Source organism: Flavobacterium collinsii (genome assembly GCF_902804485.1).
Taxonomy (GTDB): domain Bacteria; phylum Bacteroidota; class Bacteroidia; order Flavobacteriales; family Flavobacteriaceae; genus Flavobacterium; species Flavobacterium collinsii.
The window spans coordinates 73,224-98,313 of record NZ_CADCST010000054.1; the positions used below are offsets into that span (position 1 = coordinate 73,224).

General features: G+C 35.7%; 24 protein-coding genes and 1 pseudogene. 17 read left to right on the top strand and 8 right to left on the bottom strand.

Going from position 1 to position 25,090, the window contains the following annotated elements; translation table 11 throughout:
* Positions 1-50: 50 nt before the first annotated feature.
* The 3 genes from hemH to FLA105534_RS02525 form a co-directional block, all read right to left on the bottom strand.
* Positions 51-1,064, bottom strand: coding sequence for a ferrochelatase (gene hemH / locus FLA105534_RS02515; RefSeq protein ID WP_173964472.1), 1,014 nt, complete (start codon positions 1,062-1,064; stop codon positions 51-53).
* A gap of 153 nt (positions 1,065-1,217) precedes the next feature.
* A complete protein-coding gene (locus FLA105534_RS02520; protein WP_217427680.1) occupies positions 1,218-1,691 on the bottom strand; it encodes a hypothetical protein in 474 nt (157 codons plus the stop codon).
* Between the two features lie 68 nt (positions 1,692-1,759).
* Positions 1,760-2,632 (bottom strand): AraC family transcriptional regulator, encoded by an 873-nt coding sequence (locus FLA105534_RS02525; protein WP_173964474.1) that lies wholly within the window; start codon positions 2,630-2,632, stop codon positions 1,760-1,762.
* 227 nt (positions 2,633-2,859) lie between these two features.
* On the opposite strand from FLA105534_RS02525, the gene hemA reads away from it, so the two are divergent.
* From hemA to FLA105534_RS02580, 11 genes are all read left to right on the top strand, one after another.
* Positions 2,860-4,110 (top strand): glutamyl-tRNA reductase, encoded by a 1,251-nt coding sequence (gene hemA / locus FLA105534_RS02530; RefSeq protein WP_173964475.1) that lies wholly within the window; start codon positions 2,860-2,862, stop codon positions 4,108-4,110.
* A 153-nt stretch (positions 4,111-4,263) separates the two neighbouring features.
* A complete protein-coding gene (locus FLA105534_RS02535) occupies positions 4,264-4,668 on the top strand; it encodes a GxxExxY protein (RefSeq protein WP_173964476.1) in 405 nt (134 codons plus the stop codon).
* Between the two features lie 71 nt (positions 4,669-4,739).
* Positions 4,740-5,663 carry a hydroxymethylbilane synthase gene (gene hemC / locus FLA105534_RS02540; protein WP_173964477.1) on the top strand — a complete coding sequence of 308 codons (924 nt, stop codon included), beginning with the start codon at positions 4,740-4,742 and terminating at the stop codon, positions 5,661-5,663.
* Complete coding sequence (locus FLA105534_RS02545; protein WP_173964478.1) at positions 5,663-6,328, top strand: uroporphyrinogen-III synthase; 666 nt, start codon at positions 5,663-5,665, stop codon at positions 6,326-6,328. Before hemC ends, FLA105534_RS02545 begins: the two co-directional genes overlap by 1 nt.
* Positions 6,329-6,417: 89 nt before the next feature.
* A complete protein-coding gene (gene hemE / locus FLA105534_RS02550; protein WP_173964479.1) occupies positions 6,418-7,443 on the top strand; it encodes a uroporphyrinogen decarboxylase in 1,026 nt (341 codons plus the stop codon).
* 86 nt (positions 7,444-7,529) lie between these two features.
* Positions 7,530-7,910, top strand: a complete 381-nt coding sequence (locus tag FLA105534_RS02555; protein WP_173964480.1) for a hypothetical protein — start codon at positions 7,530-7,532, stop codon at positions 7,908-7,910.
* Positions 7,910-8,461 (top strand): GNAT family N-acetyltransferase, encoded by a 552-nt coding sequence (locus FLA105534_RS02560; RefSeq protein ID WP_173964481.1) that lies wholly within the window; start codon positions 7,910-7,912, stop codon positions 8,459-8,461. Before FLA105534_RS02555 ends, FLA105534_RS02560 begins: the two co-directional genes overlap by 1 nt.
* Positions 8,451-9,362 (top strand): oxygen-dependent coproporphyrinogen oxidase, encoded by a 912-nt coding sequence (gene hemF / locus FLA105534_RS02565; RefSeq protein WP_173964482.1) that lies wholly within the window; start codon positions 8,451-8,453, stop codon positions 9,360-9,362. The genes FLA105534_RS02560 and hemF overlap by 11 nt, the downstream gene beginning before the upstream one ends.
* Before the next feature lie 123 nt (positions 9,363-9,485).
* The gene (tnpA, locus tag FLA105534_RS02570) at positions 9,486-9,953 is read left to right on the top strand and encodes an IS200/IS605 family transposase (RefSeq protein ID WP_173964483.1); all 468 of its coding nucleotides are present in this window, start codon (positions 9,486-9,488) and stop codon (positions 9,951-9,953) included.
* Positions 9,954-10,408: 455 nt separating this feature from the next.
* Positions 10,409-11,350 carry a DUF4421 family protein gene (locus FLA105534_RS02575; RefSeq protein WP_173964484.1) on the top strand — a complete coding sequence of 314 codons (942 nt, stop codon included), beginning with the start codon at positions 10,409-10,411 and terminating at the stop codon, positions 11,348-11,350.
* Positions 11,351-11,644: 294 nt separating this feature from the next.
* Positions 11,645-12,532, top strand: coding sequence for a fructose bisphosphate aldolase (locus FLA105534_RS02580; RefSeq protein ID WP_173964541.1), 888 nt, complete (start codon positions 11,645-11,647; stop codon positions 12,530-12,532).
* A 72-nt stretch (positions 12,533-12,604) separates the two neighbouring features.
* Here the strand turns inward: FLA105534_RS02580 and FLA105534_RS02585 are convergent, their stop codons facing one another.
* The gene (locus tag FLA105534_RS02585; protein WP_173964485.1) at positions 12,605-14,419 is read right to left on the bottom strand and encodes a hypothetical protein; all 1,815 of its coding nucleotides are present in this window, start codon (positions 14,417-14,419) and stop codon (positions 12,605-12,607) included.
* Between the two features lie 3 nt (positions 14,420-14,422).
* Entirely contained in the window at positions 14,423-15,055 is a 633-nt protein-coding gene (locus FLA105534_RS02590; protein WP_173964486.1) for a hypothetical protein, read from the bottom strand.
* Between the two features lie 125 nt (positions 15,056-15,180).
* Here FLA105534_RS02590 and hemB (FLA105534_RS02595) point away from each other — a divergent pair.
* Positions 15,181-16,049: pseudogene (gene hemB, locus FLA105534_RS02595) on the top strand (porphobilinogen synthase); the annotation flags it as partial.
* Between the two features lie 67 nt (positions 16,050-16,116).
* Here the strand turns inward: hemB (FLA105534_RS02595) and FLA105534_RS02600 are convergent.
* Positions 16,117-16,440, bottom strand: a complete 324-nt coding sequence (locus FLA105534_RS02600) for a hypothetical protein (RefSeq protein ID WP_173964487.1) — start codon at positions 16,438-16,440, stop codon at positions 16,117-16,119.
* A 300-nt stretch (positions 16,441-16,740) separates the two neighbouring features.
* Here FLA105534_RS02600 and hemB (FLA105534_RS02605) point away from each other — a divergent pair, with 300 nt between their 5' ends.
* The 3 genes from hemB (FLA105534_RS02605) (at position 16,741) to FLA105534_RS02615 (ending at position 18,657) form a co-directional block, all read left to right on the top strand.
* The gene (gene hemB / locus FLA105534_RS02605; RefSeq protein ID WP_173964488.1) at positions 16,741-17,733 is read left to right on the top strand and encodes a porphobilinogen synthase; all 993 of its coding nucleotides are present in this window, start codon (positions 16,741-16,743) and stop codon (positions 17,731-17,733) included.
* Position 17,734: 1 nt separating this feature from the next.
* Positions 17,735-18,136 (top strand): c-type cytochrome, encoded by a 402-nt coding sequence (locus FLA105534_RS02610; protein ID WP_173964489.1) that lies wholly within the window; start codon positions 17,735-17,737, stop codon positions 18,134-18,136.
* Between the two features lie 74 nt (positions 18,137-18,210).
* Positions 18,211-18,657, top strand: a complete 447-nt coding sequence (locus FLA105534_RS02615) for a GyrI-like domain-containing protein (RefSeq protein ID WP_173964490.1) — start codon at positions 18,211-18,213, stop codon at positions 18,655-18,657.
* Between the two features lie 55 nt (positions 18,658-18,712).
* Here FLA105534_RS02615 and FLA105534_RS02620 read toward each other — a convergent pair whose 3' ends face one another.
* The gene (locus FLA105534_RS02620) at positions 18,713-20,773 is read right to left on the bottom strand and encodes a M13 family metallopeptidase (protein WP_173964491.1); all 2,061 of its coding nucleotides are present in this window, start codon (positions 20,771-20,773) and stop codon (positions 18,713-18,715) included.
* 219 nt (positions 20,774-20,992) lie between these two features.
* Entirely contained in the window at positions 20,993-23,053 is a 2,061-nt protein-coding gene (locus FLA105534_RS02625) for a M13 family metallopeptidase (protein WP_173964492.1), read from the bottom strand.
* Between the two features lie 202 nt (positions 23,054-23,255).
* On the opposite strand from FLA105534_RS02625, the gene FLA105534_RS02630 reads away from it, so the two are divergent.
* Together FLA105534_RS02630 and FLA105534_RS02635 are read left to right on the top strand one after the other, a co-directional pair.
* Complete coding sequence (locus FLA105534_RS02630) at positions 23,256-24,179, top strand: DMT family transporter (RefSeq protein WP_173964493.1); 924 nt, start codon at positions 23,256-23,258, stop codon at positions 24,177-24,179.
* Positions 24,180-24,382: 203 nt separating this feature from the next.
* Positions 24,383-25,048 carry an SCO family protein gene (locus FLA105534_RS02635; protein ID WP_173964494.1) on the top strand — a complete coding sequence of 222 codons (666 nt, stop codon included), beginning with the start codon at positions 24,383-24,385 and terminating at the stop codon, positions 25,046-25,048.
* Positions 25,049-25,090 lie beyond the last annotated feature (42 nt).

A 25,090-nucleotide genomic window follows, 5' to 3' on the forward strand; every position in this document is an offset into this window, starting at 1 on the left:
CATAAAGTCTTTTTTCTTTACTCTTTATTCTATTTTCTATTTTCTATCTTCTATTTCGCCCAATCGTTAATCCAATTTCCAACTGTCTGGCACCACTCGTCGTCGTCATTCAAACAAGGTATTGCCAAAAACTCTTCGCCTCCGTTTGCTTCAAAATCTTCTTTGGCACGCATTGCGATTTCCTCTAAAGTTTCTAAACAATCCGAAACGAAAGCTGGTGTTACAACCGCTAATTTCTTGATTCCTTTTGCCGGCATGTTATCAATTTCAACATCAGTATAAGGTTCTAACCATTTGTCTCCCGCTAAACGCGATTGAAATGTCAAACTGTATTTATCTGCAGGAAGTCCTAATAGTTTTACGACTTGTCTTGTTGTTTCGTAACATTGGTGACGGTAACAGAAATCATGCGCTGGCGAAGGTGTGTTACAACAAGAACCGTCAATTTTACAGTGTGATTTCGTCACATCGGTTTTACGAATATGGCGTTCTGGAATTCCGTGATACGAAAACAATAAATGATCATAATCAAAACCAACTAAATGTTTTTGGATCGAGTCGGCTAAATTTTTGATGTAATCAGGTTTATTGTAAAATGCCGGAACATCTGTAAAAGTGATGTGAGGGAATTTCTTTTTGCGTATTTCTTCTGCCTTTACTAAAATAGTCAAAGTAGAAGCCATTGCATATTGTGGATATAAAGGAAAAAGCATTACATCTGTAACTCCTTTATCACTTAATTCCTGAAGTCCTTTTTCAATCGTCATGCTTCCGTAACGCATTGCTAAAGAAACAGGAACATTTACAAGAGGCTGAACCTTTTTTTGCATTCTTTCTGAAAGAACAACTAATGGAGAACCTTCTTCCCACCAAATTTTTGCGTAAGCATGCGCTGATTCTTCCGGTCTTTTTCTTAAAATAATACCGCGAACCAATAATGCTCTCAATAAATACGGAACGTCGATTACGTATTTATCCATTAAAAATTCGTCTAAATATGGTTTTACATCTTTTGGTTCCGGGCTTTCTGGAGATCCTAAATTTACTAATAATACGCCTTTCATGTTTTTTGCTTTAGGCTTTAAGCTCTAGGCTTTAAGCTTTTAATTTATTTTTAAAAATTTCGTCAAAAGTAACGCTTGCTTCTTTTTAGAAATATGATAATTATTACTTTTTTATTATGCTCTTATTTATAAAACTGATGCTTTAAAACACTATCAGTTTTTATCCTTTTTATATTTGTTGAATAGTTTTTCCAATGATTTATATTCTTCTTCTGTTCCAAAGTTATCTGTCTTAATTTCCTTTTTAGAACTAATCAGATAAAACTGACTACAGGAAAGACAGATTTTAGCTACTCCTGAAATTTCTTCATTCTTTTTAAAAATTAAAATATCCCTATATTCAGGTGCACAAGCATATACGTATTCAAACATCTTTAAATAAGATTTCTCCAAAAAAATATCATTTCTTAAATACTCAACGTCTTTTTGAGATAATTCAAATTTAGAAAACCCATCAGAATTAATTGTTTTAATAAAAACATCACTATTAACTTTCTCAGGATAGTCATCGAAAAAAATCTTATCTTCAATAGTATTGTCAATACCTTTACTATGATTATTATCCATTTCTACTTCTTTACTTTTATTCAATGAATAATATTCAACACTATCAAAATCAAAAAACATTTTTTCTTCTTTTGATTTGCAAGACATAATTAACAAAAGCAATAAAACTATTGAATATCTTTTAACCATTAAACATTTGCATTAATCGACATCAGGTATTTTTTGGGAGTGGTGGCAAATTTTTTCTTAAATGCCGCTATAAAATGACTCCCCGTGCTGTAACCAATTTTTAGTCCTACCTCATTTACGTTATAAGAACCGCTATCGAGCAGTTTACGGGCGAAATCCATTTTATAATCAAACAGAAATCCATAAACCGTATCGCCGTAGATTTGTTTGAAACCCATTTTAAGTTTCTTAAGATTCAAGCCAATTTCGTCCGCCAGTTCCTGCAAACCTGGCGGTTCGGCCATATTTGCGATAATAATTTCCTTTGCTCGTCTTATTTTTAAAACGTTATCTTCATCAATCAAAAACGGACATTGTTCTGCATTTGGATCTTCGGTTCGGTTAAAATACAGACTCAGTAATTCATATCCTTTTCCCTTATAATAAAGGTTTTTTATTGACGGATGAAGGTTGTAATGAAACAGCTGACTCAGAACAATAGCCATAGAGGGACTAATATTTCCTTCGTTGTAGTATTTTTTGTCCTTATTATCAGGACTTAAAAAAGTAATATAATCTGCTTCGGCAGAAAACAACGCGTGAAATTTTTTGATCGATACTATTACTGAAATCACCCACGAATTCGGAGAAAGTTCTAAATTCAATGGTAATTCTTTCTGCGGATTGTACAAAAGCAACGATTTTTCTTCCTTCAATTCTAAGGCATAACTACCCTGATTGAATAAAAATTTAGCATTGCCCTTTATTCCGAAATGAAACTGTATCAGACCACTACCTACTTCGTGCTGCCCCAAAAAGAGCTCTGAACTGTCGTTTTGAAAACGGATCAGCGTAAAGTCATCTTCGATTTTAATAATTTCCTGAGAACTCATAGCGATATTTTTTTGAAACAAAAATTAGAGTAAATGGAGAATGTTATTTAGAATCACTCTAAACAAAACATTTCTAACAACTTGATTTTGCTACAAAAATACTTCTTTTTGCATAAAAACAGTTGTTTAGAAACAAAAAAACATGTAGCGATACAAAAAGTACTTTCAGCGTTACTTTTGTAAACACTATAATGATAATTTTGTTGCACTTTTATGAAAGTGAATTTATGGAAAACAATAACGTACCGAAACACCTTTATTTTTATTCAGTTGGTCTGAGTTATAAAAAAGCTGATGCTGAGGTCAGAGGTCAATTTAGTTTGGATGCAATTGCCAAAACACGTTTGCTGGAACAAGCTAAAAATGAGGGAATAGAAAGTTTAATTGTCACTTCGACCTGCAACAGAACCGAGATCTACGGTTTTGCAGAACATCCTTTTCAATTAATAAAATTAATTTGTGATAATAGTAACGGATCTGTTGATGCTTTTCAAAAAGTAGGATTCGTCTATAAAAATCAGGAAGCAATTAATCATATGTTTCGCGTAGGAACTGGCCTTGACAGTCAGATCTTAGGTGACTTTGAAATTATTTCTCAAATCAAAACCAGTTTTACACATTCCAAATCACTCGGTTTAGCCAATGCTTTTCTGGAAAGACTGGTAAATGCAGTGATTCAGGCGAGTAAAAAAATCAAGAACGAAACAGAAATCAGTTCCGGAGCCACTTCCGTTTCTTTTGCATCGGTACAATACATACTTAAAAATGTAGAAGATATTGGAAACAAAAACATTCTACTTTTCGGAACCGGAAAAATAGGCCGAAATACTTGCGAGAATTTAGTAAAACATACTAAAAACGAGCACATCACCTTAATCAATCGTACCAAAGACAAAGCAGAGAAATTAGCCGGAAAGCTAAATCTGATTGTTAAGGATTATTCTGAATTACATCTTGAACTTCAAAAAGCTGATGTTGTAGTTGTGGCAACCGGTGCTCAGAATCCAACGGTGGACAAAGCCATCCTGAATCTTAAAAAACCTTTATTGATTTTAGATTTATCCATTCCGAAAAACGTTAATGAAAACGTGGAGGAATTAGAAGGTGTGACCTTGATTCATATGGATTATTTGTCGCAATTGACGGATGAAACGCTGGAAAACAGAAAACTTCATATTCCTGCTGCCGAAGCTATTATTGAAGAAGTTAAAGAAGAATTTATAACCTGGACTAAAGGCCGCAAATTCGCCCCTACCATTAATGCTTTGAAAGAAAAACTAAACGCGATTAAAAACTCGGAATTAGATTTTCAAAGCAGAAAAATTGCTGATTTCAATGAAGAACAGGCTGAAATTATCAGTAACCGAATCATTCAGAAAATCACTACTCATTTTGCCAATCACTTAAAAGACGACGATACCATGGTTGATGAAAGCATCGAATGGATCGAAAAAGTCTTCAAAATAAAAGCATCTTAAAAAAGGATTTTACCATTAAGATATTAAGTTAATTAAGCTTTGTGGTTAATTCCGAATCATTAAAATAGTAGAGAATTAAGATTTTGTGCTTTATAAAAGCTCTTCTTAATCAACTTAACATCTTAATGATTAAAAAAGAATAAACAATGTTCTATGACAAAAAAAGAGGTTACACAATTAGCTTATGAAATAACAGGTTTTGCCATAAAAGTGCATAAAGCGTTAGGACCTGGACTTTTAGAAAGCATTTATGAACAATGCCTTAAATATGAATTAGAACAGAATGGATACGATGTTAAACAACAATTAAGTGTTAAAATAGAATATTATAATCTTGAACTGGAATCTGATTTAAGAATAGATCTGCTTGTTAATGATTGTGTAGTTGTTGAACTAAAAGCAATAGAAAATCTATCACCTATTCACGAAGCACAATTATTAACTTATATGAAATTATTACAGAGACCTCAAGGACTATTAATTAATTTCAACACTTTAAATATAACAAAATCAATGAAACCACTTGTAAATGAATATTTTACAAGACTAATAGATTAACAGCTTCATTAACTTAAAAAATCAACATAAAGCTTAATGAACCTTAATATCTTAATGGTTAAAATATAAAAATGGCAGAAAAAACAATCAGAATTGGAACCCGCGATAGCGAATTGGCACTTTGGCAAGCACATACTGTCGAAAAAAAACTAAACGATCTGGGGTATAAAACCGAGATTATAGCTGTAAAATCTACAGGTGATATTATACTTGACAAACCTCTTTACGAACTTGGAATCACGGGAATTTTCACCAAAACTTTAGATGTTGCCATGATTAATGGCGATGTAGATATTGCCGTCCATTCGATGAAAGATGTACCAACTGCATTACCAAAAGGTATTGTTCAGGCGGCAGTTTTAGAAAGAGCCAATGTACTTGATATTCTGGTTCATAAAGGAAATCCTGATTTTGCCAATCCAAGTACAATCGCAACCGGAAGTTTACGTCGTCAGGCACAATGGTTCAACAAATATCCTAATCATACGGTTGTTGATTTACGCGGAAATGTAAATACCCGTATGCAAAAACTGCAGGACAACAACTGGGACGGGGCTGTTTTTGCTGCTGCAGGTTTGGAGCGCATCAATTTAAAACCAGAAAATTTTATCGATTTAGACTGGATGATTCCCGCGCCGGCACAAGGAGCGATGATGGTTGTGGCAATGGAAAACGATAATTATGCTTTAGAAGCGTTATCACAATTAAATGATATTGAAACTGAGATTTGCACCTATATCGAACGTCAGTTTTTAAGAACTTTAGAGGGTGGCTGTACAGCGCCAATCGGAGCTTTAGTTCGTTATAACGAAGACGAAGACACACTTCACTTTCAGGGAGTTTTACTTTCAGTTGACGGAAAACAGAAACTGGAAATCAACAAAACCGTTGAAATTGGAGAGTGGAAAAAATTAGGATTCTTCGCTGCTCAGGAAATCCTTAACAACGGCGGAACGGAATTGATGCAAACTATTAAAGAATCTCTGAAAAAGTAATGAGTAAATCAATTCAAATATTATCTACAAAAAAACTCTCGACTGAACAAAAACAAGCGTTAACAACCGCTAATCTAGAAGTTATTGAAGTTGATTTTATTCAAACCGAGAACAAACCTTTCGAAATAAAAGATCTCAACGATAATTTAATCTTTACGAGTCAGAATGCGGTTCACAGTATTCTATCGCATTCAAAATCAGAAGAACTAAAAAGTAAAAATGTATTTTGTGTCGGATTAAAAACTAAGATCCTTTTGTCTGAAAACGGATTCAATGTAGTCGCTTATACCGGATATGCTGCAGATTTAGCTGAGATCATTACTTTAATTTATCGCAGTGAAAGCTATACTTTTTTCAGTGGAAACCTTCGCAGAGAAACTTTACCAAAAGCCTTAAAAGATGCTGAGATGAAATTCAATGAAATTCAGGTTTATGACACTTCATTGACTCCTCAGAAAATAAAAACTGTTGTTGATGCTATTTTATTCTATAGCCCTTCTGGCGTTGAAAGTTATCTGAAAGAGAATACTATTAAAAAAGAAACCTGCTTTTGCATTGGAGAAACCACTGCTGAAGCTTTACATAAAATTACCAAAAACATCGTTATTGCTGATCAGCCAACCGTTGAAGATGTAATTGAAGATGTTTTACAAGAATATAAATAATCGCTGTACGCTTTAAGCTTTAGGCTGTAAGCAAACACAAAAATAAACACCGCTTAAAGCCTAAAGCTTAAAGCCTAAAGCAAAAAACAATGTTAAAAAACGATCTATTCTTAAAAGCACTAAAAGGAGAAACAGTACAACGTCCACCCGTTTGGATGATGCGTCAAGCCGGAAGATACTTGCCGGAATTTAGAGCTCTACGCGATAAATATGATTTTTTCACCAGATGTGAAACTCCTGAACTGGCTGCCGAAATTACTGTTCAGCCAATCCGCAGAATTGCTCCGGATGCTGCTATTCTTTTCTCCGATATTTTAGTTGTTCCCCGTGCAATGGGTATTCACGTAGAATTAAAGGACAATTTAGGTCCAATTATTCCTGATCCGATTCGCACAATGGAACAGGTCAATCAGGTTATTGTTCCGGATGTAAACGAAACTTTAGGCTATGTCTTTGATGCTGTTAAACTGACTAAAGAAATGCTGAACGACGAAGTACCCTTAATTGGTTTCGCTGGTTCGCCATGGACAATTTTCTGTTATGCCGTTGAAGGAAAAGGCTCTAAAAGTTTTGATACTGCAAAAGGATTCTGCTTTTCAAACCCGATAGCAGCGCATACTTTATTACAAAAAATTACAGATACCACGATTTTATACTTAAAAGAAAAAGTAAAAGCGGGAGTTGATGCTGTTCAAATTTTTGATTCCTGGGGAGGAATGCTTTCTCCTGTTGATTATCAGGAATTCTCCTGGAAATACATCAATCAGATTGTAGATGCTTTGGCAGAAGTTACTCCGGTTATCGTTTTCGGAAAAGGATGCTGGTTTGCTTTAGGCGAAATGGGTAAAAGTAAAGCTTCGGCACTTGGTGTAGACTGGACTTGTACGCCAAGAAACGCACGTTATTTATCTGGTGGAAACATTACTTTACAAGGTAATTTTGATCCTTCAAGATTACTTTCTCCAATTCCAACCATCAAAAAAATGGTTCATGAAATGATAGACGAATTCGGAAAAGACAAATATATCGTAAATTTAGGTCACGGAATTTTACCACATATTCCTGTAGATCACGCTAAGGCGTTTATTGACGCCGTTAAGGAATACGGGAACTAGTTTTCAGTTTGGCAGTCACAGTTTTCAATTAGCCACAAGCAACCTGAAAACTGTGGCTGAAAACTGAGACCAAAAACTTAAAAAAAATGCTCAACAAAGGATTAAGAGACGAAGAAAGCATCAGAATAGAGAATACTCTAAAAACGTTACGCGCCTTAATTTTTGTTCCTAAGTTTTGGAATGCTGAAGATATAAGTCTAATCGACGAACAGCTAAAAAACTTTGGTTTAAGTCTGGAACGGACTATTGAAATCCCCGAAGAAGAATTAATCATTCTGCTACAAAGATGTCATTTAGACTGGAATCAACAGGAGCAATTTGCAGATATTTTAATTAATTTATCTCAAGAAAAGCAGTTTGACTTTTTAGGAAAAACACTTGCCATTTACCAGTATATTCAACAAAAAAGCAACGTTTTTTCATTTGCAATAAATACTAAAATTGCTTCGGCCAAAAAAAGATCATAATGGGTTTTACAGATTGGAAAACAGATACGATCAACAATATTCTTCCCGAAGAGTTTTTTAACCTTATCGATAAGAATAAAAGTCACATTGAAAAAACATTTCCAGTTACGCTCGCAAACTGTTTAGATTTAGAAAAAACGAAAGAATTTATTGTTTTAAATCGAGAGAAAGAAAAAAACAAAGAATGGTTCTATTTTTTCACAAGAGACATCAAAACCAATAATTTGATCGGCTACTTATGTGTAAAAAGCATTGATTATCACATTTCAAAATGTGAATTAGGTTATTTTATTGATGAAGATTATCAGGGAAAAGGCATTACTTCAAAACTAGTTTCGGAAACCTTAGAGTTTTGTTTCAATACTTTAAACATGAATAAAGTATTCATCTGTACCTCAAAAATCAACAAAGCAAGTCAACAAATTGCTTTAAAACATCATTTTAAACAAGAAGGAATATTACGAGAAGAATTCAAAACCAGCGACGGAACGTTAGAAGATGTTGTTTACTTTGGATTACTCAAATCAGAATATAATAGTCATGAAAGATAAATTTTTTGCTTACATACAAAACTTACAAGACCAGATTTGTACTGGTTTAGAAACAGTTGACGGAACTGCAAAATTTCGTGAAGATCTTTGGAAACGTCCTGAAGGTGGCGGCGGAAGAACCCGTGTGATTGAAAATGGTGCCGTTTTCGAAAAAGGTGGTGTCAACATTTCGGCAGTTCACGGAAAATTACCGGAAGCCATGCAGAAAATGTTTAATGTAGGTGAAGCAGATTTCTTTGCCTGCGGCTTAAGTTTAGTCCTTCACCCAAAAAACCCAATGACTCCAACGGTGCATGCCAATTGGCGTTACTTTGAAATGTATGATGAAACAGGGAAAGTAATTGAGCAATGGTTTGGTGGCGGTCAGGATTTAACCCCTTATTATTTGTTTGAAGAAGATGCTCTTCATTTTCATCAAACCTGTAAAACAGCCTGTGACAAACATAATCCGGAGTTTTATCCTAAGTACAAAAAACAATGTGATGGTTATTTCTGGAATGCTCACCGCAACGAAGCCCGTGGTATTGGTGGTTTGTTCTTTGATTATTGCAAAGCAAATGAAACAATGTCTATGGAAGACTGGTACAATTTTGTGACCGAAGTTGGTAATAGTTTCCTTGAAGCTTATGTTCCGATTGCCGAAAGAAGAAAAAATCTGGAATACACCACAGAAAACAGAACCTGGCAGGAAATTCGTCGTGGTCGATATGTAGAATTCAATTTAGTGCACGACAAAGGCACCCTGTTTGGTTTAAAAACCAACGGAAGAATTGAAAGTATTTTAATGAGTTTGCCTCCGCACGTGCAGTGGGTTTACGATCACCATGCCGCAGCAGGAAGTGATGAGGAAAAATTGATTCAGGTATTAGAAAATCCTGTTGATTGGATTTTAGCACAATAGTTCTTTTCTGCGCTCTTTTTTAAATTGTAAATAATTTCGTTCAAAAACAACAAGGTGTTTGTATATTTTTTGTAGATTTAGCCCTTAAACCCATAAGGATGACATTTATAAAAACACATTGCTATGGCAAACACTTATTCTCAATTGTACATCCATATTGTTTTCACTGTTAAGGGCCGACAAAACTTAATTTCCAAAAATTGGAAAGCTGAAATCTATAAATACATCACCGGCATTATCAGCAATAAGGGACAAAAACTGATTACAATTAACGGAATGCCGGATCATATTCACATCTTGATCGGATTAAAACCGGACAAGTCGATATCGGATTTAGTAAGAGATATTAAGGCAAATTCTTCAAAATTCATCAATGAAAAGAAATGGATCAATGGAAAATTTGAATGGCAAAATGGATTTGGAGCCTTTTCGTATAGCCATTCACATTTAACAAACATTATAAAATACATTGAAAATCAGGAGGAGCATCACAAAACAAGAACATTCAAAGAAGAATATATTGGTTTTTTGAAATTGTTTGATGTTGATTTTAAAAATGAATATTTATTTGATGATGTTACAGAAGACTGAATGAAAAATAATATACCGCACCTACGGAGCTATAAACATGTTGCTCCTATGGAGCTCAAAATTCAAAATACAAACCCACATTTCTATAAAGATGTTGCTCCTTACGGAGCTTTCTAAAAATGGCAGAACTAAAATGCTAAAAACACTGTTGTATTTATTGGAAACCTAAAACGAACTGGCACAAACCCACAAACGATTTTTTTAATGACACCTCCCAAAGTCCCAAAGGGCCAATATATTTCTAGATTTTTTGTAGATTTAGTTTTTAAACTCCGGAGGAATGACACATAATTGCATTATTTAACAAATAAGCCTAAAACGAACTGGAACAAACCCATAAACGATTTTTTAAATGATACCTCCCAAAGTCCCAAAGGGACAATATATTTCTAGATTTTTTTGTAGATTTAGTTTTTAAACTCCGGAGGAGTGACACATAATGCATTATTTAATAAATGAATCTAAAACTGATTTATATAGTGTTCTTCGGAAGTCTTTTTGGGTGTTTTGCTCAAAATGACTCCCTGCGCAATCCCTATTTTAAATCTTATGATGATAAAATCACTGCTGGTTTTTACTATTTAGATACTTCAAATAATTTTCAGATTGGTTCTGAATCTGAGGGAGAGAAAAAAACTTTTGAATTGAGTCCTAATCGACGAGAACAACTGGGGGTGAGTTTAAGTTACAAATTTGTAGACATCAGTTTTGGCTTTGCGCCGAAATTTTTTACGGTAAACAAAGACAATTCAGACTCTAAATTGTTCAGCTTCAACACCCGATTTTACTTAAAAAAGTGGATGCAATCTTTCACCTTTATCAATCAAAGAGGGTTTTATATTGGTGACAAAGACTTTCAGACCGCATATCCTCGTATGCGTACCACCAAAATTGGAGGAACAACATCCTATGTTTTTAATGATAATTTCTCCTATAAAACATTGGTCAACCAAAACGAATGGCAAACCAAAAGCTCAGGAAGTTTCATTCCTACTTTTTCATTTTATTACACCAATATCAATCTGAACAATAGCCCAGACTCTTCAGATGGCGAAATTTACGTTTTTTCAGTAGCACCCTCCTACTTTTATAATTTTGTAATAAGTGATCGCGTCTTAATTGGTACGGGAATTGCACTTGGAGCAGGAATTAACAATATTGACAAAGTAACCTCTGCTTTGCTTGAATTAGACTTTAATTTAAAGCTTGCCTACAATAGAGATCGCTTTTTTGGTTTTGCGAGTTTAAACACGGTTAATTTCATTCAGAATGGTGATGCAGAAGCCCGACTCAATGATAACATTTCAACTTTAAAGCTAAGTCTTGGTTATCGATTTGATCCTCCAAAGAAAGTAAAAGAGGTCTACGAAAAAATAAATCAGAAAACTGGGCTTTAATACGTTCCCATATTGTCAGAAAAAAACGTCGGCAAAAGACTCAACATAAGCTGCATCGGCATAATACGAAAGATTAATCTAACACATAGAAACATAAATTTATAGGTTTAAAAAAGAGTACAAAAAAAGAAACATATTTCTTTCGCATAGACGGATATCTGTATTTTAATGGAGTGTAACGTCTTTCTTATTGATTCAAAATCTATGTTTTTATGTGTTAGAATGAGTTACGACCAACGGATTCAACATAAATAATTTATATTAAAAATCATTATTATGGAAAATAGAGAGGCTTTGAATACCACAAAATTGAACCGCATGCAGACCGGAAAAGGATTTATCGCCGCTTTAGATCAAAGTGGTGGAAGTACACCAAAAGCTTTAGCACAATACGGTGTACAAGAAAACAATTACTCCACGGAGGAAGAAATGTACACTCTTGTGCATGACATGAGAACCCGCATTATTAAAAGTCCTGCATTTGACAGCTCGTATATCCTGGGCGCTATTTTATTTGAAAACACGATGGACCGCAAAATCGATGGGCTCTATACTTCCGATTATTTATGGGAAAAGAAAAACATCGTTCCCTTTTTAAAAGTAGACAAAGGCCTCGCCGAGCCTGCCAATGGGGTACAGCTGATGAAACCCATTTCTAACTTAGACGAATTGTTAACACGTGCTGTAGAACGCAATGTTTTCGGAACCAAGATGCGTTCCGTAATCAAAGAAGCCAATGCCATCGGAATTCGCGAAGTCGTTGAACAGCAATTTGCAGTAGGCCTCCAAATATTTAACAAAGGCCTTGTACCCATTATTGAACCTGAAGTAGATATTTACAGTCCTGCCAAAGAAGAATCAGAACAAATTCTAAAAGCAGAAATCATCAAGCAGCTTAATTTACTGGACAAAGAAGTTAAAGTGATGCTGAAACTTTCAATTCCAACCGTAAATGATTTTTACAAAGAATTAATGACCAATCCTCATGTCGTGCGGGTGGTAGCATTGTCCGGTGGTTATGCGCAGGAAGAGGCCAATCAAAAACTGGCAGAAAATCACGGATTGATAGCCAGCTTCTCACGGGCATTGTCTGAGGGATTAACTTTTGGTCAGTCTGATGAAGATTTTAATTTGAAACTCGAAAAATCCATTAAACGAATTTATGAGGCATCGATCCTCTAAAATAAGAATAAAAAATCCCCGAAAAAGATTAAATCTCTTTCGGGGACTTTAGTTTTATAAAAGCAATTTAGATTATTTACTCAACTCTTCAGCTAAATCCAACGTTTGCAAAATGATGTTTTTATCTGATTTTGAAGCGTTTAATTTTAGCTCAAATTTCAACTTGTTATCGATCAGTCTTTTAGGAGACTGTATAGCAACATCACTAAACTGCTCTGACAATCGTTTCAATTTTTCTGAGTCTTTCCCTTTTGCTTTGCCTGAATTTTCATAAGCAAATGATGCTCTTGCAAAATTTAATTTTCCAGAGATGTAATTTTTCTTTAAATCTTTTTTTGCTTCTTTAACAAAAAGTCCTTTTCCATCATTAAAATAATCTAAGGTATTGGCGATCAATACCACATCTTTGTCTTTTTTGATAAAAATAGTACCAAACTCTTCTGTTCCCAGAATTTGATAAAAATCTCCCTTTTGTTCCAGGAATTTTTTACGAAGTCCCAATTGAATTAACTTATCACCAAAAGTTGGATGTGTTGACGTAAACACTATCGAGAATAACGGAACACTCTTCTTCACTTTTTCCTCTGTTATCTTCTCTTCATAATTTTCGTCATATCCAAGCACTTTCTTTGTCACCTCAACTTCATTGACATGGTATAAAAACATGCTTAAATCACCATCAAAAAGCGTTGCAGTAGCCTCTTCATCCACTATAGTCGAAATTAAATCCGTAACAACCGTCAAATCTTCTTTTGCTAAATACTGACTTTGAAATAAATCTGCCACTAACGTTGGAAATTTTTCCAGTGCCGCCTTAGTATTGATATGATAAGACATATATCCTAAAGGTTTTTCATCCGGAAAATAATTAAATATGTTTTTATTGATTTTTCTGTCGGCCATTTTTCCAACAATTGCCGCCATTTGTTCTGAATATTCTACGACTTCCTCAATGCGGGCATTATCATTGTCAAAATAAAAATCCAGATTAATCCCTTTTACCATATTGGCCGCATTATTTTGCATCGGTAAAAACTTATTATAGCTGGTAAACTTAGACAAAGCACTGTATGCCGAATTTAAACTGGTCATCGCTGAGCTGTAATTCAGCCATGAAGAAATATCTGCCGCGACGTTTACCTTCTCTGAAACAGGAGCCGTGAATCCGTTTTCGAACAATGATTTGATAAAAAGACTTTGTTGCTCGGCTTGTAAAAGATTGAAATCGGCCTCTGCTTTTTCATATGCTACATTAGACACCGCCATAACTTCTTCTGTTTCTTTTGCAGCACTAACCGCAGCCTCTTCAGCCGATTGCGCAGGTTCTTCAACCGTTTCCGTCGAAGTTTCCTGATAAGGTTCATCTATTGCAATAGAATCTTGTGTTGTGCTTTCCCAGTCATATGATTTTGGTTTGTACTTTTTAGTCAACTCTACCAATACCAAATAATTATCGTTCCATACGAATGAGGTCTTTTTGTTTTTTGGGGTAAAAACCGCATATTTTCCGTAATCCTGAATGGCGGGAACCTCAACCGAGTCTGTGTTTTTATTTTTAGTATGCTCCTCAATTAAAAACTGTCGCACTGCTTCTTTGCTTTTAATGGGCATGGTCACCTGATAATACGGAATACTATCGGTGAAGTTTCCGTGAACGGTTATTTTCTGATCCAATTTAAAAAGAGCGGTATACTTGCTCAAATCCAAATTGGCTTTGCCTTCTTTGTATCTACGAATCAACGAATGATTTAATACCTCATCAATGTTAACTTTTTTGGACAACTGATCTCCGTTAAACTGCACAAAATAATCGTATGGTTTTGAATTGAGCTGGCCAAAAGTCAAATGCGTGGCAAATAATAGAAATAAAAAATAAAACTGCTTCATAAATCAAGGGGTTAATTGGATTGTATTGTTCATTAATGCCGATTTTTTAAGTACGTTGTACATACTTTGTTTGAGAAAAACGGTCTTTTTGTTCTGTGAAATTTTACTGTTCGGATTCGCTACTGCCTGAACATCTTTATCAAAAGTATAAATTGCTGTTATGCTCGCTGCTTCCAAATCTTCTTTTTTCTTCGGGTCTTTTACAATTTTTTCAGGAACAGGATAAGACGCAGTTCTCTCAAAACTTCTGGCGTTACTGCTAAAATGAATCTGATTGCTTTGATTGTTGATGGTGTTTACAACGGCATTGAGCGCCTTCAAATTGGCATAATTGAGTTTGATAATAAAAACATATTGATCAAAATCAGTTTTGGTCGTTACATTTGTAATACCATCAATTTTTAAGGCTTTAGCTTTAAAATCTTCCAACTTTTTGGTGATTTCCTGTTCGTTTGGGATTTTTACGCCATCAACCTCTTCCATCCACATGGCCGATTTTGTCTTAAACCATGATTTCGAAAAGTCGACCATCAGCGTATATTCTCCGCTTTGGTCGTCGTGGTGTTTGATTCTTTCTGTTATTTCAAAACAGCTTGTCAGCAGTAAACAACAACATAATGCGAGAAATTTCTTCATCAGACAAATTTATAGGTAAATATCTAAAAAAACCAGAGTCCGCGGGTTAATTCTAAAGCCATAGCTTTCAAATATTTTTTAAACTTCAGAAAGGAGGACAAAACGACAAGATCCTGCAAATTTTTATGTTCCCATTACAAAGAAACCGCCGTTTGAGAACCAATGAATCCATTCGTTCTTTAGTTCGTGAAACCAGTTTAAGTCCGCAGGATTTTATGCTTCCGATGTTTGTTACTGAAGGAAAAGATGTAAAAGTTGCTATTCCGTCAATACCGGAAATCTACCGTCATTCCTTAGATAATACCATCAAAGAAGTAAAAGAAGCCTGGGATTTAGGAATCAAAGCGGTAAACATCTATGTAAAAATCAGCGATCATTTAAAAGATAACAAAGGCGTTGAAGTCTTGAACAAAGACGGTTTGATGCAACAAACCATCCGTGCCATTAAAGATGCCGTTCCTGAAATGATTGTAATGCCTGATGTAGCTCTTGATCCTTACTCGATTTACGGTCATGATGGAATTATCGAAAACGGACAACTCTTAATGATCCTAATGTTGATGCCTTAACACGAATGAGTTTAAGCCATGCCGAAGCCGGAGCCGATTTTGTCGCACCAAGTGATATGATGGACGGGCGTGTATTATCGATCAGAAAAGCACTGGAAGAAAACGGACATCACAATGTGGGAATCATGAGTTACAGTGCCAAATATGCTTCAGCGTTTTACGGCCCCTTTCGTGATGCTTTAGATTCGGCTCCCGTAGATTCTCAAAATATCCCGAAAGACAAGAAAACATATCAGATGGATTATGCCAATCGAATTGAAGGAATCCGCGAAGCTTTATTAGATGTTGAAGAAGGTGCTGACATCGTTATGGTAAAACCGGGAATTGCTTATTTGGACATCGTTCGTGAGGTAAAAAATGCCGTTCATGTACCGGTTGCCGTTTACCAAGTATCTGGTGAGTACGCTATGGCAAAGGGTGTGGCAGGAATTTTCTTCTTTATACAGATTTAGATGAAAATATTTAAAACTGTAGCTATGAGCATTATTAAAATTAGTCATTCTCTAATTCATTTCCTTCCATATCAAAAAGTGGTGCTTTATCTTTAAGATCAAAATATAATGAGATTTCTTCTTTGCTTACTTGCCAGTTATCTCCTCTAACTTCCCACATAGATATAAGTGCAAATAATTCATATACATCAGTTGCACTAAAAAGGCGATGCTCTTTTTTTGCTTCAATGAGGTATCTACAATCTGTTCCTTCTTTATTAGTTAAAAAACATTCTACTATTTGAATGTCATAACCTTTTTCTTTAATTGCCCAATAACAGGGAGCTTCCGTATTACCAGCAATTCTAATCGTAAAATTATTCATTGCATTATTTTTTATATAGCTTGCCACTAAGCATTCTAATCTATTTCAAAAACAAAAATACAAGCTTTTTCTTACTTTAACAATGTTTTTCATATTAAACTTTTAGATAATATTAACGGATTCTACAGCACGCTAAACGCCTTATTCTGTTCCTTTTTCTTTAACTTTGTGCCACTTATTAAAAAGTAACACAATCTTCAAAAAAATAAAAAACAATACACTTTAGAAAGTAGGATTCTCCATCAGATTTCGAATAAATCGGTTGCAATCTAAAATCTAAAATCTAAAATCTAAATTTTTATGTTCCCATTACAAAGAAACCGCCGTTTGAGAACCAATGAATCCATTCGTTCTTTAGTTCGTGAAACCAGTTTAAGTCCGCAGGATTTTATGCTTCCGATGTTTGTTACTGAAGGAAAAGATGTAAAAGTTGCTATTCCGTCAATGCCGGGAATCTACCGTCATTCCTTAGACAATACCATCAAAGAAGTAAAAGAAGCCTGGGATTTAGGAATCAAAGCGGTAAACATCTATGTAAAAATCAGCGATCATTTAAAAGATAACAAAGGCGTTGAAGCCTGGAACAAAGACGGTTTAATGCAACAAACCATCCGGGCCATTAAAGATGCCGTTCCTGAAATGATTGTAATGCCTGATGTAGCTCTTGATCCTTACTCGATTTACGGTCATGATGGAATTATCGAAAACGGACAACTTCTTAATGATCCTACTGTTGATGCCTTAACACGAATGAGTTTAAGTCACGCCGAAGCCGGAGCCGATTTTGTTGCGCCAAGTGATATGATGGACGGAAGGGTTTTAGCCATTAGAAAAGCACTGGAAGAAAATGGACATCACAATGTGGGAATCATGAGTTACAGTGCCAAATATGCTTCAGCATTTTACGGACCATTTCGCGATGCTTTAGATTCTGCTCCCGTAGATTCTCAAAATATACCGAAAGACAAGAAAACATACCAGATGGATTACGCCAACCGAATTGAAGGAATTCGTGAGGCCTTATTAGATGTTGAAGAAGGTGCTGACATCGTTATGGTAAAACCGGGAATTGCTTATTTGGACATCGTTCGTGAGGTAAAAAATGCCGTTCATGTACCGGTTGCCGTTTACCAGGTATCTGGTGAGTACGCTATGGTAAAGGCCGCAGCAGAAAGAGGGTGGCTTGATCACGACAAAATCATGCTAGAGCAACTATATTGCATTAAGCGCGCAGGCGCCAGTATTATCTCGACTTACTTTGCCAAAGAAGCAGCAATCTTACTAAACAAATAACATGAAAAAAATACTATTCTTATCAGCCGTTCTAGCGTTCGCATCCTGTAAAAAAGAAACTGTTGAAGCTCCTGTTGAAAATACAACGGAAGCCTATTCCGAAGGAGAAACAGCAAAAGCCAAAACTCCAGCAGAGTTTGGAAAACAAATATTTGAAGGACAGGGAAATTGTTTCTCCTGCCATCAGCCGGACAAAAAGGTAATTGGTCCTAGTATTCAGGAAATAGCCAAAATCTACAAAGACAAAAATGGAGATATTGTTACTTTCTTAAAAGGAAATGCTGATCCTATTGTTGATCCGAGTCAATTTGCCGTTATGAAGACTAATTTTCCGGTAACGCAGGCCATGTCGGATGAGGAGTTAAAAGCCATTGAGACTTATATTTACAGTCATTTAAAGTAAAATTCCTGTTCACTGCTGACATACTGTTGTCACCGTCACATTTTACATTTACAGCTCAACCAAAAACATTTAAAATGGTACAGAAATTCAATGTAATCGGTATTTCGGTAAGAACTACAAACGAAAATGGGCAATCCGGAACAGATATTCCGGAACTTTGGAACCAATTTATCTCTGAAGGAATTCTGAGCAAGATCCCGAATAAGGTTTCGGAAGATATTTTTTGTGTGTATACAGACTACGAAAAAGATCATACTAAACCTTATACCACCATTCTGGGCTGCCGTGTTGAAAACCTCGACACGATTCCAAACGAAATGGTAGGAAAAACAATTGAAACGGCGGTGTATGAGAAATTCATCACCCAAGGAAATCTAAACGATGGAATTGTTTTTAATAAATGGCTGGAAATTTGGGACTCCGGACTGAACCGAAGTTTCACAGCCGACTACGAAGTTTATGGAGACAAAGCTCAAAACCCCCAAGATGCAACAGTAGAAATATTTATTGCGGTTTCATAAAACTTAAAAAAACAAAAACGGCGCTAATTTAGCGCCGTTTTTTATGATTTTAAGATTACCAGATTTTAACTCTTTTATCCGGATCAATATACATCTTGTCTCCTTTTTTAATATCGAAAGCCTGGTAAAAAGCATCAACATTTTGAATTGGAACAACAGCTCTGTACATTCCAGGAGAATGCGGATCAGTTTTAACCTGACTTTTTATAGCCTCGTCTCTTGATTTAGTTCTCCAAACCGTAGACCAGGAAATAAAGAAACGCTGTTCCGGTGTAAATCCATCAATTAAGCCTGGATTACCATTTGCTTTCAAATACAACTGTAAACCATCATAAGCAGCATTTATTCCACCTAAATCTCCAATGTTTTCACCTAAAGTAAATTTACCGTCTACGTGAATTCCTGGTAAAGGCTCTAAAGCGCTGTATTGTGCTGCAAGAGCACCTCCAAGAGCTGTAAATTGTTTTAGGTCATCCGCTGTCCACCAGTCTACAAGATTCCCGTCTGCATTGTAACGTGCACCTGAATCATCAAATCCGTGAGAAATCTCATGTCCGATTACCGCTCCGATTCCACCATAATTCACCGCTTCATCAGCTTGGTAATTGTAGAAAGGCGGCTGTAGGATCGCTGCAGGAAAAACAATCTCGTTGTAAGATGGATTGAAATAGGCATTTACCGTTTGCGGAGACATTCCCCACTCTGTTTTATCAACCGGTTTTCCTAATTTGGCCAGATTTTCAGCATAAGCCCATTTTGATATGTTTCTCATATTATCAAAATAAGTCCCGCCTTCTCCAACATTTTTAAGTTCTAAAGCAGAATAATCTTTCCATTTGTCAGGGTATCCAATTTTAACGGTAAGTTTTTTCAACTTTTCTATTGCCTTTACTTTTGTTTGTTGTGACATCCAAGGCAATGCATTGATTCTGTTTTCATAAGCCAGCATTACATTCGCAATCATTTTCTTTGCTTTGTCTTTTGCTTCAGCAGGGAATAACTTCTCTACATACAATTTTCCTAAGGCTTCGCCCGTTGCAGTGTTAATTACCTGTAAAGCCATTTCTTCACGAGGGCGTTGTTTCAAAGCTCCTGTTAATGTTTTTCCGTAGAAATCGAAATTAGCATTTTCGATGTCTGTACTCAAAGTAGAGGCTGTTCTGTTAAGTATAGACCATTTTAAGTATTCTTTCCAGGCTTCTACTTTCTTTTCAGATAATGTTTTTTCCAAAGCGATCATATAACGCGGCTGCGCTACATTCACGCTATCCAACTTCGCCATTCCAATTCCGGTGAAATATTTCTCCCATTGAATTGAAGGTGTATTCTTTTTTAAGTCGGCAATCGCGGTTGGATTGTACTGTTTTCTACGATCTCTGCGTTCCACACGGTCTAGTCTTGGAGCAGACAATTCAATTTCTAAAGCCAGAATTTGTTTGGCACTTTCTTTTGCTTTTGCAGGAGATTCACCAATAAACTGCAACATTCTCGCAACGTGTATTTCATATTTTTCACGTTTTTCTTTTGAATCTTTGTCATCGGCATTGTAGTAATCTTTATCCGAAAGTCCTAAACCTCCAGGGCCTAAGTTAACCGTGTTTTTATTACTGTTTTTAGCATCCGGGCCCACAAAAACACCAAAGAAACCAACACCACCCTGTGGCTGCATTTCAATAAAGAAATTTTGCAAATCGGTTACATTTTTAATGGCATCGATCTTCTTTAAAATAGGCTGAAGTGGTGTAACCCCTCTTTTATTGCGTCCAACAGTATCTAAAATAGTATTAAACAAAGCAATCGCTTTTCCCTGATCTGTATTGGATTTGTACTTAGGATCTTTTGAAGCTTCTTTTAAGATGGCAAGAGCATCGTTATCCGTCTTTTGACGTAGTTCATTAAAACTTCCCCATGAATTTCTATCACTTGGAATTTCAGTTTTATCTAACCAGGTTCCGTTTACATAACGGAAAAAGTCTTCTTTTGGACTTACTTTAGTATCCATATTAGAAAGATTGATACCCGGTTCTTTTGGTTTTGCACTTTGAGCGTTTACTGCGGTAATGGTAACCATTGCAGAAACAACACAAAACATTGGTTTTCGTAATTGTTTAATCATTTTTCTTTGTAGTTTTTAGTATATACACAAACATATTGTAATTATTCCAAACGTCATGTTAAATTTTTCACATAAATTGACAGATGCAATTCAATCGGGCTACATCCTGTTTTTTAGTCCAAAAGTACTTATAAAATCAGGGGTTCTGCTTCTAAAGAACGGATAGAACAGAAATCAAAAACGGCGCTAAATCAGCGCCGTTTTTTATGGTTTTATATACTACCAGATTTTAACTCTTTTATCAGGATCAACATACATTTTATCACCTTTTTTGATTCCAAAAGCATCATAAAAAGCATCTACGTTCTGAACCGGAACAACCGCTCTGTACATTCCCGGTGAATGCGGATCGGTTTTTACCTGATTTTTGATCGCTTCGTCTCTACTTTTCGTTCTCCAAACAGTTGCCCATGAAATAAAGAAACGCTGTTCTGGAGTAAATCCGTCAATTAAACCCGGATTTCCATGTTTTTTCAAATACAATTGCAAACCATCATAAGCTGCATTAATACCTCCTAAGTCACCAATGTTTTCTCCCAAAGTAAAATTACCATCAACATGAATTCCCGGTAAAGGCTCTAAAGCGCTGTATTGTGCTGCAAGAGCTCCTCCAAGAGCTGTAAATTGTTTTAGATCTTCCGGTGTCCACCAGTCCACTAAATTTCCTTCAGCATTGTATCGTGCTCCCGAATCATCAAAACCGTGTGAGATTTCGTGACCAATTACAGCTCCGATTCCACCATAGTTTACGGCTTCATCAGCTTGATAGTTGTAAAATGGAGGCTGCAAAATAGCTGCCGGGAATACAATTTCGTTGTAAGACGGGTTGTAATACGCATTTACAGTTTGTGGCGACATTCCCCACTCCGTTTTATCAACTGGTTTGTTTAACTTCTCGATTCCTTTTTTGAAATTCCATTTCGAGATATTTATGCTGTTTTGGAGATAACTTCCTCCATCGGCAACACTTTTAATTTCAAGTGCTGAATAATCTTTCCATTTGTCCGGGTAACCCACTTTTATCGTGATTTTATTTAGCTTTTCAATGGCTTTTACCTTAGTAGCCGCAGACATCCATGTTAAGTTATTGATACGGTTTTGGTACGCCAGAATTACGTTATGAATCATATCGACTGCTTTTGCTTTTGCTTCAGCTGGGAATACTTTCTCAACATATAATTTACCAAGTGCTTCACCAATACTGTTGTTCACAACCTGTAGTGCTTTTTCTTCACGTGGTAATTGTTTAATAGCTCCTCTTAAGGTCTTGCTGTAAAAATCAAAATTAGCTGCTTCGATATCGGTTGACAATTGCGAACTAAAGGAGTTTAACAAGTCCCATTTCAGATATTCTTTCCACTGCTCTACTTTATTTTGAGTAAAAACAGTCTGTAAAGCTTTCATGTATTTAGGCTGCATTACCACAATGGTGTCTAGCTTTGCCAACCCAATACTAGTAAGATAGGTCTCCCATTTAATAGCTGGTGTTAACTTTTGAAGTTCAGCAACTGTCATCGGGTTGTACTGCAAACGGCTGTCTCTGCTTTCCACACGATTGAATCTTGGTTTTGACAATTCTGTTTCTAAGGCCAAAATTGCAGCGGCGCTTTGTTTTGCTTTCTCCGGAGATTCACCAATAAACTGCAACATTCTTGTCAAATGCAGCTGGTATTTTGCACGTTTTTCTTTTGAATCTTTATCCTCAGAGATGTAATAATCCTGATCCGGCAATCCTAAACCGCTTGGAACAAGTGTTACCGAGTTTTTAGAGCTGTTTTTTTCATCCGCTCCAATATAAGTTCCAAAAAAAACAATATTGCCTTCCTGTGCAATTTCAGTTAAATACTTTTGAAGATCAGTGATGTTTTTGATTGCATCAATTTTTTTTAAGTAAGGCTGCAATGGTTTTATTCCGGCTTTGTTTCTTCCAACAGTATCTAAAATCGTTGAAAACAAGTTTACGGCTTTACCCTGATCGGTATCTGATTTATACTTTGGATTTTTAGAAGCTTCTTTCAGAATAGACATCGCGTCTTTATCTGTCTTCTTAATCAACTCATTAAAACTTCCCCATGTGGTACGATCACTTGGAATTTCAGTTTTACTAAGCCATGTTCCATTTACATATTGAAAAAAATCCTGACTCGGACTAATTTTGGTATTCATGTATGAAACATTGATACCCGGCTCTTTTGAAGTTGCATTCTGAGCATTTACAGCTGTAAAAGAAACTGCTGTAAGAAAAGCGCAGAACAAAGGTCTGCTAAGTTGTCTTTTCATTTATATTTAAGTTTTGGTGGTTACACAAACGTATTTCTAATATTTTGAATGCTATGTTAAAATTTTTGAAATAATCTCAAAAATTCAAGGATCATAACATTTTAATACATACTATCAAATATTTTCATGTATTTATCCATGGTTTTTATCTTTATATTAGAATACTTTTTCGAATATTTGTTACAACGAATTGAAATAAAAAGTGAGAGCAAAAATTCAGAATGCCGTTTCAGGAAAAATCGAAGCTATCGGATTACCGATTTTAGCTTTATGCTGGGTAAGTTTTTTTTGGGGAACCACCTGGCTAGCGTCCAAAGAAGGCGTGAAACACATGCCCGCTTTACAGTTGGCCACCATCCGTCAATTTCTGGGTGGAATTTTGTACGTAGGCTATTTTTTGTTTAAAAAACAACCCTGGCCAAAAGGCAAACAATGGCGCACAATCATCATTCTGGCGTTTTTAAATTTTGTATGCAGCAACGGCTTAAGCACTTGGGGTGTCAAATACATGAGCAGCGGACTCGGAGCCATCATCAGTGCTTTATTTCCGATCTGGATCATTATCATCAACTTTTTTAATGGTCAGAAAATCGCAAAAATGGCTTTGGTTGGAATTCTGATCAGTTTTGGAGGAGTTTGTATTATTTTCATTGATTATCTCTCTGATTTTTTCAGACCTGATTTTCAATTTGGAATTATCTTAATGACAGCCTCTACGATAACATGGGCTTTTGGAATACTCGAAACAAAGAAAAAAGCGTCCAGTTTTAATCCGTATTTCAGTTTGGGATTGCAGATGCTGATTTCGAGTGTGTTTCTTTTTGGAATCACAGAAGCCACGGGAATCAATATTCCGCTTAGTGAAATCCCCTTGCCTTCTCTGTGGTCTATTGTCTACCTGGTCCTTATTGGCTCTGTTCTAACTTTCATCGCATTTATTTACTCGTTGCAACACCTTCCAACCGAAATCAGCAGTATCTATGTCTACATCAATCCAATTGTTGCCATGATTCTAGGGTCTTTTATTTTTGGAGAAACGCTTACACAAGCTATCGCCATTGGTACCATCGTAACCTTAACGGGACTGTATTTGGTAAACAAGACTATTCGGAAAACCAAAAAATAAAAAATTTGTTTATTGGTGTCAATCTGCTTTAGCCCTTAGAGGGCTTTGGGGTATTATTATCATCATTATCATTCATAGTGCTTTGCGCCATGCTGGTGCTTTTGGGCCTTCAGCCCTATTTCACTCCTTATAACCTGTTAAAAACTAAGCGCTCTTAGGATTTTGAGAAGTGCTTTTCGTATTTTTGCCTCCAAATTGCTTTTATGAAATCTTTTCTATACAAATACCGTAAATTCTTTATTGTTCTTATTCTATTTTCGACCGTTACAATATCTTTATTTTACTCCGCTTTAAAACCGCAAAAAACTTTACCTATTTACAATCCTGCTGATGTAAATCCGGAATTGGTGGATAGCACAGTACAATACAAAAGCAAATACCATACGATTGCTGATTTTTCATTTGTAAATCAAAACGGAGATACTATTACCCAGAAGAATTACGAAGGAAAAATATATGTGGCTGACTTTTTCTTCACGACCTGCGGATCAATTTGCCCAAAAATGACGACCAATCTAGAAGATGTTCAAAAAGCAGTTTTAAACAATCCGAAAGTGATGCTGCTTTCTCATACTGTATTTCCGGAGGTAGACAGCATTCCGGTTTTAAAAGCATACGCCATAAAACACGGTGTGGTAGACAGCAAATGGAATCTGGTTACCGGTGATAAAAAAGAAATTTACACCATGGCCCGAAAATCGTATCTCGCGGTAAAACTTGGACGTCCAGATCAGCTCTACGATATGGTACATACCGAGAATTTTGTTTTGGTGGATCAAAAAAGACGTGTTCGCGGATTTTATGACGGAACAAATAAAGAAGAAATTAAACGTCTTTTAGAAGACATCAATTTTCTGAGTCAGGAGTAAAATCCCTTATTTTTAGAAAGATTTAGCATTTACAAAAGTGTT